Below are 18,371 nucleotides of genomic sequence, written 5' to 3'. Positions count from 1 at the left end.
TGGCTGTATTTAGCTTCGGTCATGGATTTGTTTTCTCGTAAAATCGTTGGCTGGTGTCTTTCCGAGCGAATGACAAAAGAGTTAGTGATCAAAGCATTAAACCGAGCCATCAACGAGAGAAAGCCTCAACCAGGTCTGATTCACCATTCGGATCAAGGGAGCCAATATGCATCGAACGAGTATCAAGCCATCTTACGACAGCACGGAATGCAAACCAGCATGAGTCGAAAAGGAAACTGTTATGACAACGCATGTGCCGAATCGTTTCACAGCATCATTAAAAAGGAACTCATTTTCCACGAAACCTTTGCGACAAGGAAAGAAGCCAAACAACGGATTTTTGAATATATTGAGTGTTTTTATAATGCCGAACGAATTCATTCCGCTAACGAGTACATGTCTCCGATGGCGTATGAGAAGATGTATCAGCAAGGCAAAAAGCAGTGAACTCTTCTCTCCACAAAGTCACGATATAAGGGGCATCTTTCCTCTTGAGGAGGGGAAGGGTTTACCAAACCGTTCTCCTTCTCAAGAGGCCACCAAACGAAGTGCGGTAGTAGGGTTTTAAAGTTTTTCTCGATTTTACGTGTCTATTTTCTTGACATAATACCACGCTTCTTTACATACTACTATCGGGATGAATAGTTACGATTGGAGAAAACTTAATTATTGCCCATGGAGGAAATGGAGTAGTCATTCATCCGGATGCGATAATAGGTAACAATGTAACCATATTTCATCAAGTAACAATAGGTATAAATCCAGGAGAATTAGGTAAAAGTACAAAAGCTCCAATTATAGGTGATAATGTCTTTATTGGTGTAGGGGCCAAAATTATAGGGGATGTTAAAATAGGTGATAATGTAAAAATAGGTGCAAATGCCGTGGTAGTTAAAAATATTCCAGCAAATTCTACTGTTGTAGGTAATCCGGCAAAAATTATTATTAATAATGCAAAACAATGAAAGGAAGGTAAATCCTTTGAAGAGAATCCTTGTAATAAGTGATTTCATAGAGGGACAGCCTGTAATAGCCTCTGTGAGATTTTCAGAGCTTATGGAATATTTTCAAAAAAAGTACTCCCTAGTTATAGTTAATGATTTTAAATATGGGCATCAACAAAGTAAGTACGCCGATATAAATTTAAAATTTAAAACTACTGAATCTAGATATACCAATAATCTAGATCAGAGTAATATCAAGAGAAAAAATAATTTAGAAAAATTATTAAGAACCGGAGTAATATTGAAATTATGGAGAAATTTTAAATATAGCAAACTACTTTTTAATTTTAAAAATAAAGATCTGTATAATAATATAAGCAAACTAATAGTTGAAGATAATATAGCAGCTATTTTTGTAACAGTGCCTGAAATATATGGATTATATATAGTAGATTTAATAAAGAAAAAGGAACCTAAAATCCCAGTAATTGTAGAGGTTAGAGACATTATAAATCATTCTATCGGTAAAGGAAATCCTCAATTAGCTTATAAAAAAGCAGAAAAAATCTTAATGAGGCATGCTGATGGGATTATAGCATTAAGCGAAGGTATAAAAGATTATTATAGTAAGCTTACTAATCAGAAATTGAACATTGAAGTAATAAAAAATGGTTATGATCATATAAAATTTCTAGATTGTTCTTATAATCAAGGATTGGCTCATAAAGTAAGATTGGTGTTGGCTCATATAGGATCAATTTATAAGGGGAGGAATATTAAAGACTTTATAGCAGGATTAGTAGCTTTTTCTGATGCTACAGGTATTGAAGTTATTTTTAATATTGTAGGAGCTATTGATAATCAAGCATATAACGAAATTAGTGATATTGAAACACCTGAAAAAGTAAAAATCAATGTGATTGGGACTGTGCCACATGAGGTTGCAATAAAATATTTGAAAGAATGTGATATAGCCGTTATTCTAACACATAAGCATGGTAGTGATTTTGCTATACCGGGAAAAACTTTTGAATATATAGGTGCGTGTAAACCAATTATAGCTGTGACGGAAGATAAGGAATTAGTTTCCTTAGTTAATGGAAAATATGGTGAATGTGCAAGTCATAATTCAAACGATATAAAAGAAAAGTTAAAAAAAATTTTGAACAGCCAGTATGATTTTTCAAATAGAATGTTGTATTCTAGAGAAACACAAGCGTCTAAAATAATAAACTATATAGAAAATATTATAAATTCGAACGAACAGTAAATATATACATGCACTTTAAAGTGATAACTTCTGTATGAACACCTTTTTACATGGTTATACTGCTCCTAAATACTCATGTGTAAAAGAAGCGGAAAGGACATGAAACGTCTTAAAATTACAAATGATCACGGCTGGACGCCTCGAACACTTCGGAAACAAGAACGGAAAATCAAAGATGCTTCCCTTCGCGTTCGGGTGACTGCCGTTCGCCTCGTCATGGAAGGGCATCTGGGCAAAGATGTCGCCAAAATGATCAATCTGTGCCGTCAATCCATTGCCATCTACGTTGCACGTTTTAATGAAGGAGGGCTCGATCATTTACTCGACCGTCGGTTGCCACCGGGTCGCGTGCCTTTTCTCACGGAAGAACAACAACAAGAGATCAGACAACTCGTGTTAACCACCACCCCTGTGGATATCGGCTGGGGCATTTCTTCGTCATGGAACACTCGCATATTACAATCTTACATCCAACAAACTTATGGCGTTTCGATGTCACGGGAAGGCATCCGAAAGTTATTGCATCGTCTTCGTTTGTCATGGACACGCCCGACCTATAAGCTCGTCAAAGGCGATTCGGTGCTTCAAGCAGCCTTTGAAAAAGAACTCGAGTTTATAAAAAAAACTAATCACGGACGAAATCGTTCTTCTTCATGTCGATGAGACGCATGTTCGCGCATATCAAGCGCTTCGTACGACATGGGCAGAAGTAGGCAATCAAAAACAAGTGCCAAGCTACGGTCATCACGCCCACGTGTCCATTTTTGGCGCAGTCGACGTGCAACAAGGGGACGTCGTATTTCATCGTGCTTCATGACGTTTCTAGACTTTTTACATTTGTTGAAAGAGAAATATGCGAATCGATTCATCGTGCTTATGTTGGACAATGCGCGTATTCATCATGCCAAGATGGTGCGAGCGTTCCTTGATAGTGAAGAAGGTATTACTTTTCACTTTATCTTTTTGCCACCGTATTCCCCACAGTTAAACCCTATTGAACGGCTATGGAAGTGGCTAAAAGATGAAGTCATTGCCAACGTCTTGCATAGAGATCAAAAAGACATCGCCCAGTCGATTACTCGTTTTGAACAATATGTCTTACAGCACCCAGATGAGGTGTTACGCCGCATCGGGTGTGCTGCGTGAATCAGAGATTAAAATGTCAATTTGGATGTATATAGAATATTAAATATGATTCTGATTTTGGAGGATTGCCAATTGAGAGTTCTTTTTCAAACACGGTTTAATGTATTTGATAGAAAAGGTGGAGACACTGTTCAATTATTAAAAACAAAAGAGTATATTGAAAAATTATTTCCAGATATTCAAATAGACATTATCACCGGACCTAATGTAGACTTATCTAAGTATGATTTAGTACATGTGTTTAATCTTTTGAGACCCCAAGAAACAATATTATTTATACAAAATGCAAAAAGGCAAAATAAAAAAGTAGCATTATCAACTATATACTGGAAGTCTGAGGAATTTGAAAAAAAGGGACAAATAGGTTTAAGAAAAATAGTTAATAATTTATTAGGGTACGAAAGTATTGAAAAACTAAGAGCTCTTTTTAGATATTACTTTGATGGAGAGAAGCATGAAGGTACATTAAAAGTTATTAAAGAAGGATTTCAAAATTTGCAGAAATATATTGTTGAACATTCTGATATTCTTCTACCTAATGGTATAGGAGAAATTTATTTATTAAAGAAAGAATTAAAATTGGATAAAATACCGAATTACGTTGTTGTCCCTAACGCTATAGATAAAAACATTTTTTTCTCTAATAATGATAGTAATAAGATAAATACGGAACGGAATTTAATTTTATGTGTAGGAAGAATAGAGCCAAGGAAAAATCAATTAAATTTGGTTAAGGCAATGCAAGGACTGCCTTATGAACTTTATCTTATCGGGAAAGTTCATAGTACTCAAAAAGGATACTTTAAGAAAATTAAGAGATATGTTAGCAAGAGTAGTAATGTAAAAATAATAGATGAGTTAGATCAGAATGAACTCAGCACATTTTATAGAAGGGCAAAGGTTCATGTTCTTCCAAGTTGGTATGATACTCCTGGATTAGTTTCTTTGGAAGCAGCTGTAAATGGTTGTAATATTGTTGTGACAGATCGTGGTACTACCAAAGAATATTTTGGAGACTATGCGTTTTACTGTGAGCCTAACGATGTACAGAGTATTCGCAATGCAATTATTAAAGCTTTCCAATCAGAGTACAATGAAAATCTTAAAAAAAGAATATTAGAGGAGTATACTTGGGAAAATACAGCAATGAAAACAGTAGAAGCATACAGAAAAATATTAAATTAGTTACTGGGTGATTTATAAATGGTTAATGTTTTTATTATAGGATCTAAAGGCATTCCTGCTAAATACGGCGGTTTTGAAACGTTTGTAGAATACTTGACCAAAAGAAAGGTAAGTGAGGATATCACTTACCATGTTTCATGTTTAGGGGAGAATAACGATGAATTTTATTATAATAATGCCAGATGTTTTAATATAAAGGTTCCTGATGTGGGAAGTGCGAAAGCGGTTTTTTATGATTTATTGAGTTTACGGGAATGTATTCGATATATTAAAGAGAACAATCTAACTAACAGCATTGTTTATATTCTGGCTTGCCGAATTGGGCCGTTTTTTGCTTTCTATAAGAAACAACTAGAAAAAATGGGAGTAAAGGTGTTTGTAAATCCCGATGGTCATGAATGGAAACGAAGTAAATGGAATTATTGGATTAAACGTTATTGGAAATTTTCAGAACGCTTAATGGTGAAACATGCAGATTTATTAGTATGTGATTCGCGTGGGATTGAGTCATACATTCAAGATGAATATAGACAATATCGCCCTAAAACCACGTTTATTGCTTATGGAGCGGATGTGAAGGAATCTTTGCTTGCAAATGACGATTTGAAGTTAGTGGACTGGTATCGTCAACATCAGGTAAAGCCGTTTGAATACTATTTAATTGTGGGACGTTTTGTTCCTGAAAACAACTATGAACTAATGATTCGTGAGTTTATGGCATCTAACACTAAAAAGGATTTGGTGATTATTTCAAATGTTGAGCAAAATGCTTTCTATCAACAGTTGCTTGAACGAACAAAATTTGATCTTGACCCTCGCATTAAATTTGTAGGGACTGTATATGATCAAGAGCTTTTAAAGAAAATCCGTGAACAAGCTTACGGATATCTGCACGGCCATGAGGTCGGAGGAACAAATCCCTCTCTACTAGAAGCTTTAGCATCCACAAAGATTAATTTGTTACTAGATGTTGTTTTTAATAAAGAGGTAGGTGCCGATGGAGCTGTATACTTTACAAAAGAACAAGGTTCGTTAAGTCAATTGATTAATAGGACAGATCAATATGATCAAGGGCAGATAGGGCTGTTAGGAAAAAAAGCAAAAAATCGTATTGTTAGCGAGTATTCATGGAATAAAATTGTCAGCGAATATGAACGATTATTTCTAGAAAGTTAATTAAGGGGCTGTTAGTTAATGAAGGGTATTGTTTTAGCAGGCGGGAGTGGCACCCGCCTTTATCCTTTAACAAAAGCAGTATCTAAACAACTGCTTCCTATCTACGACAAACCTATGATTTATTATCCATTGTCGGTGTTAATGTTAGCAGGTATCCGTGATATTTTAATTATTTCCACTCCTGATGATACGCCACGGTTTGCGGAGCTATTAGGAGATGGGTCACAGCTAGGAATCTCGTTGTCTTACGCCGTGCAGCCTTCTCCGGATGGTCTGGCACAGGCATTTATTATTGGTGAAGAGTTCATCGGTGACGATAATGTTGCGCTTATTTTAGGGGACAATCTTTTCTACGGTCACGGTTTAACTCAGTTGTTGCAGAGAGCGGTTGAGCGTAAAACTGGGGCAACGATTTTTGGATATTATGTCAAGGATCCTGAACGTTTTGGTGTTGTGGAGTTTGATGAGAATGGAAAAGTAACTTCTATTGAAGAGAAACCACAAAATCCCAAGTCGAATTATGCGGTAACTGGACTATATTTCTATGATAATCGTGTTGTTGAAATCGCCAAAAGTATTAAGCCATCTGCACGTGGAGAATTAGAAATTACAGATGTGAATAAAACATATTTGGAACTTGGCGAATTGCATGTTGAAATTTTAGGTCGTGGTTTTTCTTGGTTAGATTCAGGTACACATGAGTCATTGCTTGAAGCTTCGCAGTTTATCGAGACAATCGAGAAACGCCAAAGCTTAAAGGTTGCTTGCCTAGAGGAAATCGCTTATGTGAAAGGATATATTACGCGGGAACAGTTGTTAAAGTTAGCGGAGCCGTTAAAGAAAAACCAGTACGGCCAATATTTAATAGATATCGCGAATCAGAAGAAGAAACCAATCTATTTATAAAATGGCGGGGTGCTTGTTATGAAAGTGATCGAGACTTCACTGCCCGGTGTGTTATTGATCGAACCGAAAATATTCGGCGACCACCGCGGGTTTTTTATGGAAAGCTACAATAAAAAGCTTTTTGCGGAATATGGGCTTGATTTTGACTTTATTCAAGACAATCATTCGTTGTCGCAACAGGCAGGGACGTTGCGTGGGCTTCATTATCAGTTACACCCGAAGGCACAAACGAAATTAGTTCGCGTGACGCGCGGGGCGGTTTATGATGTCATTGTTGATATTCGTAAAGGCTCGCCAACGTTTGGAAGATGGCAAGGGGTTATTTTAAGCGCGGAGAATAAGCGACAATTGCTTGTGCCAAAGGGATTTGCCCATGGGTTTTGTACTTTAGTGGAAAATACGGAAGTGCAGTATAAGGTGGATGAATATTATTCACCAGAACATGATCGCGGCATTCTTTGGAATGATTCGGCATTAGGAATTGACTGGCCGACGGCAAATCCGATTCTTTCGGAAAAAGACGCAAAGCATCCACTATTGGCAGACGCGGAAATTAACTTTGAATGGGAGAGAATGTGATGAACCTTTTAGTCACAGGCGGAGCAGGTTTTATCGGCAGCAACTTTGTTTGTTATATGCTAGAAAAATATCCACATTACAAAGTAGTTAGCTATGATTTATTAACGTATGCAGGCAACCTTGAGAACTTGAAGAATGTCGAAAATCATCCGAACTATACTTTTGTTAGAGGGGATATTAATAACCGTCAACTCGTAGATTATTTAGTTAAAACATATGAAATTGATGTCATCGTTAACTTTGCGGCAGAATCGCATGTCGACCGGAGTATTACCGATCCTAGTGTTTTTGTGAAAACAAATGTATTAGGTACACAAGCGTTATTGGATGTAGCGAAAGAAAATAAAATAAAGAAATATGTGCAAATTTCAACAGATGAAGTGTACGGAACGCTTGGGGAAACAGGGTATTTTACCGAAGAGACGCCATTGGCACCAAATAGCCCTTATTCGGCAAGTAAAGCGGGTGGGGATCTGCTTGTTAGGGCGTATCATGAAACGTACGGTCTCAATGTGAACATTACGAGATGTTCTAATAACTATGGGCCGTATCACTTCCCGGAAAAGCTTATTCCGTTAATGATTACAAATGCATTAGAAGGAAAAGAACTCCCGATTTATGGGGACGGTCAAAATATTCGCGACTGGCTGCACGTCAAAGACCATTGTGCGGCGATTGATTTAGTCATTCATAAAGGGAAACCAGGGGAAGTGTACAATATCGGCGGACATAACGAACGCACGAATAATGAAATTGTACATCTCATCGTTGAAAAACTAGGAGTGTCAAAAGAGTTAATTACGTATGTGGCAGACCGCCTAGGGCACGACCGCCGTTATGCGATTGATCCGACAAAAATTATGAATGAGCTTGGATGGAAACCGCAGTATACATTTGAAACAGGCATTGTGGAAACGATTCAATGGTATATTGACAATGAAGAATGGTGGAAAAACATTAAATCTGGTGAGTATATGAACTACTATCAAAAACAGTATGGTGACAAGTTATGAAAGTAGTTGTAACAGGCGCAAAAGGGCAGCTTGGTACAGATTTAGTCCATTTACTCGCTAATCAAGGGTATGAAGTTTACGGTTATGGACGGGAAGAGTTAGATATTACAAATTCTGACCAAGTGAAACAAGTGACTAGCGAAGTTCGTCCTGATGTGGTCATTCATACCGCAGCGTATACGAAAGTCGATTTAGCGGAATCCGAGCCAGATCAAGCGTTTTTAATTAACGCTTACGGAACGAGAAACGTTGCGGCTGCCTCGGAAGCAGTAGGGGCAAAACTTGTTTACATTAGCACAGACTACGTCTTTGACGGAATGGCAACTACCCCATACAACGAATTTACGCCGACCAATCCACTTAGCGTGTATGGGAAGAGCAAACTAGCTGGCGAGCAGTTTGTCCGCGACTTGCATTCGAAGTTTTTTATCGTGAGAACGTCTTGGGTGTATGGGAAACATGGGGACAATTTTGTCAAGACGATGTTAAAGCTAGCCAAAGAGCGAGATGAGTTAATGGTCGTCAACGACCAAATCGGCTGCCCGACATATACGGTCGATTTAGCAAATTGCATTTTACAGCTCATTCAGACGGAAAAGTACGGTGTTTATCATGTTTCCAATTCGGGACATTGTTCCTGGTATGAATTTGCGAAAGCGATTTTTGAGGAAGCAGATATCGAGGTTAAAGTCAATCCTTGCACGACAAAAGAGTTTCCAAGACCAGCACCAAGACCGATGTATTCAGTGTTTGAACATATGGCATTAAGATTAAATGGTTTTAAGGTAATGCCAAATTGGAGAGATTCTTTGCGTATTTTTCTAAGAAGCATATAGATGAATAGTAAAAAGTACAGTTTATTAAAGTCTCTTATTGGATGAACTATAAAGGGGGAAGAGATACTAAGCGTTGCGATGGAGCTAATTAGTGATTTGCACAAAAGACTCGGTGGTCGTTTTGTTTATGTTGAATGTGAGGATCACCCGAAAAACACAATCATTTTAAGATTGTACAAAAGGGAGAGGTTGTTCAATTGTATTGACGGTTAAGATGATGAAGTGTTCCCTATGCCAATCATAAAAGAAATTTGGTCGCCGCTATATAGCTACGACTACGAAGTTTAACTTCATTTTTCGATTGACGGAAGCGAGCTTTTGTCTTGCTTCCGTCACACTTTTGTGTAACACGGTTGCCCCAAAAATAAGGATTGCTCATGTTGGAGATGCAACATATTTATGATCGATGCTTATCATCATCCTGTTCAAAAGGTGATTGAAACATGTGAAAAAGTATGGCTATCATCCCCCTCTTAAATACACCGATGCTAATCTGTTTTATCGCATTCTTACAAAAAATATTTGACGAGTTGATTTGGAGAGTGAAATGTTTGCTTGAAGAGATAGCGAAACATTCCTTGTTTTTTTTCAAGCTGTATGTTACGCTTCACATGAAAATATCCATGACCAAAGGAAGAGGCAAATGACATCGGGGCGAAAAAGGACAAAACGTATATGGATTGGAGCAATTGTTTTATTTCTTGCGTTGGTAGGGGCATACGTGTTTTCGGTTTATCACAAACTACAACAAACAATGAACGAAATACATGCACCGATTGAACGGGCAAATTCAGACAAACGTCCAGATGCACTATCATTTACAAAGCAACAACCTATCTCGATTTTACTGATCGGTGTGGATGAACGAAAAAATGATCGCGGGCGGGCAGATTCGTTAATTGTCATGACAGTGAACCCAAAAAAACAATCGATAGAAATGGTAAGCATTCCACGAGATACACGTACGATGATTGTTGGTAAAGGGAAAGAGGATAAAATTAACCACTCGTACGCTTTTGGTGGGGTGGAAATGACGCTTGCGACGGTCGAACAATTTTTAGACATTCCAATTGATTATTATATTAAAGTGAACATGGAAAGCTTTAAAGATATCGTAGATGCCGTTGGCGGTGTAACAGTAAATAATGCTTTTTCATTTGAATATGAAGGAGAGTCGTTTCCTAAAGGAGAAATTACTTTAAATGGGGAAAAGGCATTAAAATACGCCCGTATGCGCTATGATGATCCACGTGGCGATTTTGGCAGACAAGATCGGCAAAAACAAGTGATTGAGGCAATTATTAAAAAAGGAGCTAGCTTCTCTTTACTTACAAACTATAATGACATACTTGAAGCGATAGGAAAAAATATAAAAACGAATTTAACGTTTGATGACATGAAACAAATTCAAGCGAACTACAAAGAAGCAAGACGTCATATCGAGCAGCTACACATACAAGGAAAAGGTCAAAAAATAAACGGGATCTACTATTTGATTGTACCAGAGGAAGAACGCGCTGCCATTTCACAACGGTTAAAGGAGCATTTGGATATCGATTTGTAGTATTTCGTCTTGACTTGATAAATAGCCCTATCTTTGGGAATTGGTAAAGTAGAGAAAATGTTTATTAGAGGGCTGTCATTCTTCGGTAGGCAGTCCTTCCCTCCAATTGAATCATCGCCACTCGCTTATTTTCCTCTCTGCGACATTTTTGCTTCTCTTTATTCAAGTATTTTTATAGCTGATTGCCTGCACTGAGGGATTTTTCCGAATAGATGTAAAAGTAAAAAATTTATTTCGATACATGCAGGAATCCAGACGGTAGTAGTGAAAAGAATATATGTGTGGCAAAATAAATGGTTAAATAGTCTTTTTATAATAAGCATTCATCGTTTATGTTATCTGATTGTTGTGAGGAGTTTCGCTTTCTTTTCAATGGTAGATGGGGTACACTTGGACATTATTTGTAAATAAAACATGTAGCATAGTAGGTGGATACATATGATTCGTTCAGTCGAAATTGAAAATTTCAAAAGTTTAAATCATATCGCTTTAAATAATTTGGGAAGATTAAACTTATTTGGAGGTAAAAATAATGTAGGGAAAACGACTTTATTAGAGGCTCTATTTTTATTTTTTGATCGTATGAATCCAAACATGTTAATTAGGCAGTACAATTGGCGTGGGGTGACAGGCATACCTGTTCGATCTGATACGATGTTTGCGCCTATTTTTTATAATTTTGATTTAAAGGAAACGATCAAAATAAAGATTTTAAGAGAACATGGTGTGGAAGAGGTGATGTCCCTTTGTTTTCAAGATGAAAACCAACAAGTGTTTTCTATCCCAATAAACAGAGAAGAGAGTTTTGGGAGTTCTAATGAAGCGATTCAAAGTATGGTGAAAATTGAATATAGGGATGGAAAGCGAGGAGAAAGAGATCTTTTTCATTTTTTCATTAACACGAGCGGCGGATTTGGCATGCAGATTGTACAGGCAAAATTTAAAGAAATACAAAACGCTTATTTTCTCGGTTCTAAAATTCCGTTCAATCCTGTAGAAACAGCGGTTCGATATGGTGAGCTAGATATCCGCGGTGAAGCAGAACAATTATTACCTTATTTACAAACAATAGAACCCCGTTTGAAAAAGCTTGTCTCTGTGGCATTGCCAAATGGTGAATCCATGTTATATGGAGATATCGGGTTGTCGAAAAAAGTGCCATTTGCCTATATGGGAGATGGCTTGTCTAGACTATTAACAATATTATTAGCCATCGCCTATACGAGAGAAGGGATTATTCTTATTGATGAAATTGAAAATGGATTCCATTATTCGAAGATGCCGAAAATTTGGGAGATTTTAATGAAGGCAGCCACAGATTATGGGTGTCAAATTTTCGCAACCACTCATAGCTATGAATGCTTAAGTAGCGCTGTATCGGGAATATCGGAAGGAAACAGGGATTTCCGTTATATACGACTTGAGCGTGTTGGTGAGAAGATCATTCCGAAAACATTTACTTTTTCTGAACTTGAAATGGCTATTGAGCAAGGGTGGGAAGTGCGGTGACCTTGAAGCCGAAGGAGATTACAAGTGAGAAGCTCCTTTTAGTGGAGGGAAAGGATGAAGTGAATTTCTTTGAGGCCCTGCTAGATAAAGCAGGAATTGAAGGCTTCGAAATGATTAACGTTGAGGGGAAAGGAAACTTTATGCAGCATTTGAAGATGCTTTGTTTGTTAACGGGATTTGAGAGAGTCAAAACGTTAGTTATTATTCGAGATGCGGATAACAATCCAGATGCAGCGTTTGCGAGTGTAAAAAGCGCGCTACATTCGATCCACTTGCATGCACCTAATCGACAAAACGAGCTCAAGGAACATCTGGGGAGAAAAGTAGGTATTTTCATTATGCCTGGTAACTTTGAAAAAGGAATGTTGGAAGACTTGTGTATGTCTTCTGTGTCTGATGATCCTGTCATAGAATGCATTGAGAAGTTTTTTGAATGCGTAAAAGGAAAGGGATGTATCCCTAAAAATTTAGCTAAAGCCAAAGCTCATGTATTTTTAGCCTCCCGACCGGAATTAGTAACTAGTATAGGGGTGGCGGCGAAGAAAGGATATTGGAATTTTACGCATCCTTCGTTACAGTCATTGATTCACTTTTTGCGAGAGGCTTAATTTTTTTATGGTGCCTGTCACGCTCCGATGAAGGATAGGGAAAATGAGTGTGGAGGGAGATATACGTGAAAAAAGTTTGGTGCTTTATGTTGGCGTTTGGAATGATGTTTGCGATGTTTTCTTTTGGACATCAAGTTGCTGTAGCTAGTTCAATTGTTGAGGATGACTGGGAAGAAAATGTGGTTTCTGTCTTTGTAAATAGTAAGGAAGTTTTTTTTGATTCTCCACAGCCTCCTTATGTTAAGGATGGTTATACCCTCGTTCCGTTTCGTGGCATATTTGAGGCTCTGGGTGCTACGCTGCTATGGGATGAGGGAACAAAGAAGATTACAGGGCAACTGAATAACCGAAAGATTACGCTTCGCTTAAATGAAAAAACAGCAATGGTCAACGGAGAAAAAGTTCGCTTAGGTGTCCCAGCGTTTTCAAAATACGGGAGAGTTTTTGTACCTTTGCGTTTCATCTCGGAAGGTCTTGGCTGTCAAGTGTTTTGGAATGCAAAGGAACGTGCAGTACATATTTTTTCTTTACAAGGACTAAACGTGACGTATATTCCAACGATTTTGAATGTATACACGAACGACTATCGTTATGGTAACTATTTTGAAGTTGCCAATCGTTATATGTTTGCTGATCAAGGAAAAATACACATTTTGGAGAGTTATGACGGGAAATTATATATTCATCATTTTGATCCGATGTTTCGCTCCCATCAACAAACTGTTATTCCAATGAATTTACCGATATTTGGTGGTTTTCACGCTTCTGACGATGGATATTATTATGTTGTTTATGGGGCTAACAACAATAATGAATCAAACTCAAAAGATGTGTTTTCCATTGTGAAGTATAATAAGGAGTGGAAAGAAGTTGGGAAGCTACGTATTCGTGATGTTTACGTAACACAACCTTTTCATGCGAGTAATTTGGAGATGGACAACCGAAATGGTATTTTAGCTATTCATACAGCGCGTTTGCGTTATACATCTGAAGATGGAAAGCGTCATCAATCGAATATTTCATTTTTTGTTGATACAAAAACTATGACTCTACTCCCGAAAGATAGCTACCAATGGCCGAACAATCACGTAAGCCATTCGTTTGCGACGTTTGTACGGTTTGATGGTGATCGTGTCGTGTACGTAGATCATGGTGATGCGTATCCACGCTCGATTGTTCTTCAAACGGAAGAGGATGGAATGATTACAAATGTCATCGATATTCTTCGTTTTCCGAAAGTAAAAGAGGAATGTATTAATTACACTGGTGCGAAACTCGGAGGATTTGAAGTAGCAACAAACAACTATCTTGTTGTCGGATCGAGTGTGTACCCAAAAAATCCATACAGATTAAGTGAAGTGAAAAATTTATTTATAGCGACCGTGTCGAAAGATGCCGAAGACGATACAGCTGTAAAAATAAATTGGTTGACAAATTTTTCGGTTTCATCTGGAAAATCAGTAGAAGAAGTGCATATTCGAAAGATAAGTGATGATCGCTTCCTTCTTGTTTGGAGTGTGGACGACGATGACGGATTTTCGTCGACATTTTATGCTGTTGTCGATGGGGAAGGTCGCTTAGTGAAGGATCCGAAAAAGGTCGGTATCCCTACCCCAGGAAACATGCATCCGCTTGTCATTGAAAACGATGTATATTGGTATTCATCATCTTATGTAGGTACGTTTATTTATAAACTACATTTAGAGTGAGGATTGTTGGTGACTGTCATACCTTCTAAATAAAAACAGCTCGTCGGCGAGAACTGACAAGCTGTTTTTCTATTTCAAATACAAGATTTTAATCTTAAGGTACATTCCAGCTCGCCGTGTATGACCCACTTGATGCGAACGGAACGGTGTACGTTCGATTTGAAATGCTTTCCCATATCACGTTCCCAGCTTGGTCTTTTTTAATAAACTTAAATTCAATTGCTTTTCCTTGTGGAAGCGCTATCGTTGCTTTCCACGTCGGATAGGAAGATGGATTCATTTTAATTGCATTGGCGGTGTTCCAATTGCCTAGCTCTGGAATGTTGCCGACAACATATACGTTTTGTCCACTTGTTGTTGTTGCATTATTAACTGTAAAGGTAACTTGTGATGTTTTAGCCACCCAAATAGAAACAGATCCGCCGTTTACTTTAAACTCTCCCCAGCCATCAGCGTTAATCGTTACTGTGTCACTTCGATTGCCAGTTAAATCATAAAACACTTTTCCAGCATGTTTTTTACCGACATACATCCATTTACTTCCACCAGGACCGTCGGTAATTAAAGCCGCAAGCCCCGAATTTGGTTTCGCGTCAATTCCTTCACGTGTCCATCCGATAATATCTTGATGATCAATATAATCACGTTGCGTTCCATATGCGTAGTCCCGACGAGCAATTAAAAGCGGGTCAATTTTACTTTTTAATCCCGAGATATTGTATTTCGGGATTCCGTAATAGTCACCGTAAAATACGCAAGGACTGCTTTCTTGCCAAGCAGCCCTAAAAAATGCATTTATTTTAATTTGATCGTCGCCAATCGACTATTTACTTCCTCTATGTCAAAGTGTTCTGGGTTAAAGTCATCTCCGTACCATTCATCATACCACTCGAGAAACTCTTCCCGTTCTTGTTTTCGTTTATCGTTTTGCATGATGTCGATGACATCTTGGTATCCCCAAACGCCGCCAACATCTTCTGGGGGGCACGCTCGTTTTCCTTTGATGCAAATAGGATGTGTCAACGGCTCCATTCTTTTTTCAATCTTTTCTAATGTAATGATATGATCCCAATTGTCTCCAAAGTCATACGTATATAAAACTTTGTCCTTTTCTTCGCTTAAATATTCTTTAATCCGTATTTTTCGAGAATCGAGCATATCTTTCCAAGGGTGTGAAAAATCATCCAGAGGATGTGGCACATCGATGATCGCGTCGCCCGTTTCAAATTGATATAAGTGATAGTTTCCCCAACCCATTGCTTCTTGAATGACGAGATGAAGTTGATCAAATGTGATGTTGCTTGGAACAAGTACCCGTCGCCAAATGGGTGGTCGAATGCCTCGTAACGTAATTTTTAATTGATAAACAGTTTCATTTTTTCGCAAGGTGTTTCCTCCTTTCTTTACTATAATGATAGACAAATTTCTATGTTTTTATAAGAGGGATCTTTCATTTTCTTTCAATAGCTGTATCGTGCAAAAACGCTCACATTTGTGTAAACTGAAAAAAAAGCACGGAGGTTGGCTATGAACATTGTTGTTGTCGGAACAGGATATGTCGGTTTAGTGACAGGTGTGGCGCTTGCACATATCGGTCATCGGGTCGTATGCGTTGATGTAGATGAAGAAAAAGTAGAGCGGATGAAACGAGGCATCTCGCCGATTTATGAGCCGGGTATTGAGCCGTTAATGAAAAAAAATATGGAAGCGAATCGGTTGTTTTTTACGACAGATGGTGCGAGTGCGTATCGAGAGGCGGATGTCATTTATATTGCGGTCGGCACGCCTGAAAAGGAAGATGGTTCTGCGAATTTGACATATTTGAAACAGGCGGTCAAAGACATTGCCTCATCAGTGACGAAAGATGTCATTGTCGTAACGAAAAGTACGGTGCCGGTCGGAACGAATCACGAAATAAAGCGTATGTTTGAGCAGCTGGCTCCACATGTACGCATTGAAGTTGTATCCAATCCTGAATTTTTGCGTGAAGGTTCGGCGATTCATGATACGTTTCATGGCGACCGTATTGTCATCGGTGCGGATGATGAACGAGCAGCGGCTATTATTGCAGACATTCATCGTCCGTTTGGCATTCCGATCTTTCAAACTGATATTCGCAGCGCGGAAATGATTAAATATGCCTCGAACGCCTTTTTAGCGACGAAAATTAGTTTTATTAACGAAATTGCGAACATATGTGAAAAAGTAGGCGCAGACATTGAACAAGTAGCAGCTGGGATGGGGATGGACGAACGCATCGGTGCCTCGTTTTTACGTGCAGGCATCGGTTACGGGGGCTCTTGTTTTCCGAAAGATACGAAAGCGTTAGCGAAAATTGCGGCAAATATCGATCACGATTTCGAATTGTTGAAGGCAGTGATTGAAGTAAACAATAAACAACAACGCAAGCTAATTGAAAAAGCGAAAAAAAGATTTGGGCATCTCGCAGGGAAAAAAATCGCCCTTCTCGGTTTGTCATTTAAGCCAAACACGGACGATATGCGCGAAGCCCCATCGCTTGTTGTTGCTCGTGAGCTTGTGGCGGAACAGGCCATCGTTGTTGCCTACGATCCGATTGCGATGAACAAAGCGAAAAGTGTGTTACCGAAGGAAGTCATATATGCAAGCAGTGTGGAAGAGGCGTTGAAAGATGCGGATGCGGCGATGATTTTAACCGAATGGGATGAATTTCGCCAACTGGACTTATCTGTATATGTCAAGCAAATGAAAACGCCAATTATTTTTGATGGGCGCAATTGTTATGCCCTTGACGATATAAAAAAATATGACATCGAATATGATTCGATCGGGCGAAAGCCGGTGAAATAAAAAAGAAAGCCGAGCGGAAAGATGCTCGCCTTTTCATCGATTTTTCCATATATGTGTAGTAATATTGAAGTATATTACAACGAAAGGAGCTTCTATATGATTTTAGTCGTTGGTGGAGCGGGATATATCGGTAGCCATGTCGTCAAACAATTAGTTGAAACGAAGCCCGTCGTTGTGCTCGATAATTTATCGACAGGGCATCGGTATTTAGTCGATAAACGAGCGGTGTTTGTGCATGGCGATTTAGGCGATCGGGCGACGCTCGTGCGCATTTTTGAAAAATATCCGATCGATGCGGTTATGCATTTTGCAGCAAATAGTTTAGTAGGCGAATCGGTTGCCGAACCGATGAAATATTATAAAAACAACGTCGCTGCGACGTTAACGTTGTTAGAAACGATGATGGAATACGGGGTAAAGCGATTTATTTTTTCATCGACAGCTGCTGTGTACGGTATTCCAAACGTTGATATCATTACAGAGCAATGTCCAACGAATCCGATTAATCCATACGGCCGTTCGAAATTAATGGTCGAGCATATGCTTTCAGATTTTGCATCAGCGTATGATTTACGTTACGTCGTCTTGCGTTATTTTAATGCGGCAGGTGCGCATGAAAGCGGTGAAATCGGGGAAGATCATCACCCGGAAACGCACTTAATTCCGCTCATTTTGCAACATTTGCTTGGATTGCGCGATAAAATTTCGGTGTTCGGTACAGACTACGATACACCAGATGGCACATGTATTCGCGATTACATTCACGTCACGGACTTAGCGGAGGCGCACATTCTCGCGCTACACGCCCTTCTTTCTGATGAGAAAAAGACGGCAGTATACAATGTAGGCAATGGGCTCGGCTATTCGGTTAAAGAAGTGATCGACATGTGCGAACGCGTCACAGGGAAAAAAGCAACGATTGAATATACGGTGCGCCGTCCGGGAGACCCTGCGCGACTTGTCGCATCGTCAGAAAACATTGCGCGTGAACTCGGTTGGAAGGCGACACGTTCGCTTGAAGACATTATCGCAAGCGCATGGCGTTGGCATGCATCGAAAAGAGGTTGATATTTGTTTCCAAATTTGACAACGAATTT

General features: G+C 38.8%; 19 protein-coding genes and 1 pseudogene. 18 read left to right on the top strand and 2 right to left on the bottom strand.

Features of this window, described 5'->3' with window-relative positions:
* The 16 genes from HNR43_RS10120 to HNR43_RS10050 form a co-directional block, all read left to right on the top strand.
* On the top strand, positions 1-447 hold a 447-nt coding region (locus HNR43_RS10120; RefSeq protein ID WP_183243569.1), incomplete at its 5' end, for an IS3 family transposase.
* A gap of 194 nt (positions 448-641) precedes the next feature.
* On the top strand, positions 642-965 hold the full coding sequence (locus HNR43_RS10115; protein ID WP_183243577.1) for a DapH/DapD/GlmU-related protein: 324 nt from the start codon (positions 642-644) through the stop codon (positions 963-965).
* Between the two features lie 16 nt (positions 966-981).
* Positions 982-2,214, top strand: a complete 1,233-nt coding sequence (locus HNR43_RS10110; protein ID WP_183243567.1) for a glycosyltransferase family protein — start codon at positions 982-984, stop codon at positions 2,212-2,214.
* Between the two features lie 99 nt (positions 2,215-2,313).
* A complete protein-coding gene (locus HNR43_RS10105) occupies positions 2,314-2,877 on the top strand; it encodes a helix-turn-helix domain-containing protein (protein ID WP_183243565.1) in 564 nt (187 codons plus the stop codon).
* On the top strand, positions 2,843-3,031 hold the full coding sequence (locus HNR43_RS14340) for a transposase (protein ID WP_183243575.1): 189 nt from the start codon (positions 2,843-2,845) through the stop codon (positions 3,029-3,031). Before HNR43_RS10105 ends, HNR43_RS14340 begins: the two co-directional genes overlap by 35 nt.
* Positions 3,028-3,360, top strand: coding sequence for a transposase (locus tag HNR43_RS14300; RefSeq protein WP_343055756.1), 333 nt, complete (start codon positions 3,028-3,030; stop codon positions 3,358-3,360). The genes HNR43_RS14340 and HNR43_RS14300 overlap by 4 nt, the downstream gene beginning before the upstream one ends.
* A 72-nt stretch (positions 3,361-3,432) precedes the next feature.
* Positions 3,433-4,545 (top strand): glycosyltransferase, encoded by a 1,113-nt coding sequence (locus HNR43_RS10095; protein ID WP_183243563.1) that lies wholly within the window; start codon positions 3,433-3,435, stop codon positions 4,543-4,545.
* An 18-nt stretch (positions 4,546-4,563) separates the two neighbouring features.
* A complete protein-coding gene (gene cps2T / locus HNR43_RS10090) occupies positions 4,564-5,721 on the top strand; it encodes a beta 1-4 rhamnosyltransferase Cps2T (protein WP_183243561.1) in 1,158 nt (385 codons plus the stop codon).
* Positions 5,722-5,739: 18 nt separating this feature from the next.
* Complete coding sequence (rfbA, locus tag HNR43_RS10085; RefSeq protein ID WP_183243559.1) at positions 5,740-6,627, top strand: glucose-1-phosphate thymidylyltransferase RfbA; 888 nt, start codon at positions 5,740-5,742, stop codon at positions 6,625-6,627.
* An 18-nt stretch (positions 6,628-6,645) separates the two neighbouring features.
* Positions 6,646-7,206 (top strand): dTDP-4-dehydrorhamnose 3,5-epimerase, encoded by a 561-nt coding sequence (rfbC, locus tag HNR43_RS10080; RefSeq protein WP_183243557.1) that lies wholly within the window; start codon positions 6,646-6,648, stop codon positions 7,204-7,206.
* Positions 7,206-8,219 (top strand): dTDP-glucose 4,6-dehydratase, encoded by a 1,014-nt coding sequence (gene rfbB / locus HNR43_RS10075; RefSeq protein ID WP_183243555.1) that lies wholly within the window; start codon positions 7,206-7,208, stop codon positions 8,217-8,219. The genes rfbC and rfbB overlap by 1 nt, the downstream gene beginning before the upstream one ends.
* Complete coding sequence (gene rfbD, locus HNR43_RS10070; RefSeq protein ID WP_183243553.1) at positions 8,216-9,055, top strand: dTDP-4-dehydrorhamnose reductase; 840 nt, start codon at positions 8,216-8,218, stop codon at positions 9,053-9,055. The genes rfbB and rfbD overlap by 4 nt, the downstream gene beginning before the upstream one ends.
* 643 nt (positions 9,056-9,698) lie before the next feature.
* Positions 9,699-10,619, top strand: a complete 921-nt coding sequence (gene tagU, locus HNR43_RS10065; RefSeq protein ID WP_183243551.1) for a polyisoprenyl-teichoic acid--peptidoglycan teichoic acid transferase TagU — start codon at positions 9,699-9,701, stop codon at positions 10,617-10,619.
* A gap of 438 nt (positions 10,620-11,057) precedes the next feature.
* Positions 11,058-12,128 (top strand): AAA family ATPase, encoded by a 1,071-nt coding sequence (locus HNR43_RS10060; RefSeq protein ID WP_183243549.1) that lies wholly within the window; start codon positions 11,058-11,060, stop codon positions 12,126-12,128.
* Positions 12,125-12,736 (top strand): DUF3226 domain-containing protein, encoded by a 612-nt coding sequence (locus tag HNR43_RS10055; RefSeq protein WP_183243547.1) that lies wholly within the window; start codon positions 12,125-12,127, stop codon positions 12,734-12,736. Before HNR43_RS10060 ends, HNR43_RS10055 begins: the two co-directional genes overlap by 4 nt.
* Positions 12,737-12,801: 65 nt before the next feature.
* Positions 12,802-14,445 (top strand): stalk domain-containing protein, encoded by a 1,644-nt coding sequence (locus HNR43_RS10050; RefSeq protein ID WP_183243545.1) that lies wholly within the window; start codon positions 12,802-12,804, stop codon positions 14,443-14,445.
* 94 nt (positions 14,446-14,539) lie between these two features.
* Here the strand turns inward: HNR43_RS10050 and HNR43_RS10045 are convergent.
* Positions 14,540-15,214: pseudogene (locus tag HNR43_RS10045) on the bottom strand (CBM20 domain-containing protein); the annotation flags it as partial.
* Between the two features lie 26 nt (positions 15,215-15,240).
* Entirely contained in the window at positions 15,241-15,831 is a 591-nt protein-coding gene (locus HNR43_RS10040; RefSeq protein WP_183243543.1) for a plasmid pRiA4b ORF-3 family protein, read from the bottom strand.
* A gap of 141 nt (positions 15,832-15,972) precedes the next feature.
* Here HNR43_RS10040 and HNR43_RS10035 point away from each other — a divergent pair, with 141 nt between their 5' ends.
* A complete protein-coding gene (locus HNR43_RS10035; protein WP_183243541.1) occupies positions 15,973-17,274 on the top strand; it encodes a UDP-glucose dehydrogenase family protein in 1,302 nt (433 codons plus the stop codon).
* A 96-nt stretch (positions 17,275-17,370) separates the two neighbouring features.
* Positions 17,371-18,342: a UDP-glucose 4-epimerase GalE gene (gene galE / locus HNR43_RS10030; protein WP_183243539.1), complete on the top strand. Its 972-nt coding sequence runs from the start codon at positions 17,371-17,373 to the stop codon at positions 18,340-18,342.
* Positions 18,343-18,371 lie beyond the last annotated feature (29 nt).

Origin of the sequence: Anoxybacillus mongoliensis (assembly GCF_014201515.1) — a bacterium.
In the GTDB taxonomy this organism is placed as follows: Bacteria; Bacillota; Bacilli; order Bacillales; family Anoxybacillaceae; genus Anoxybacillus; species Anoxybacillus mongoliensis.
This window is presented reverse-complemented; position numbering and strand designations above follow the sequence as displayed.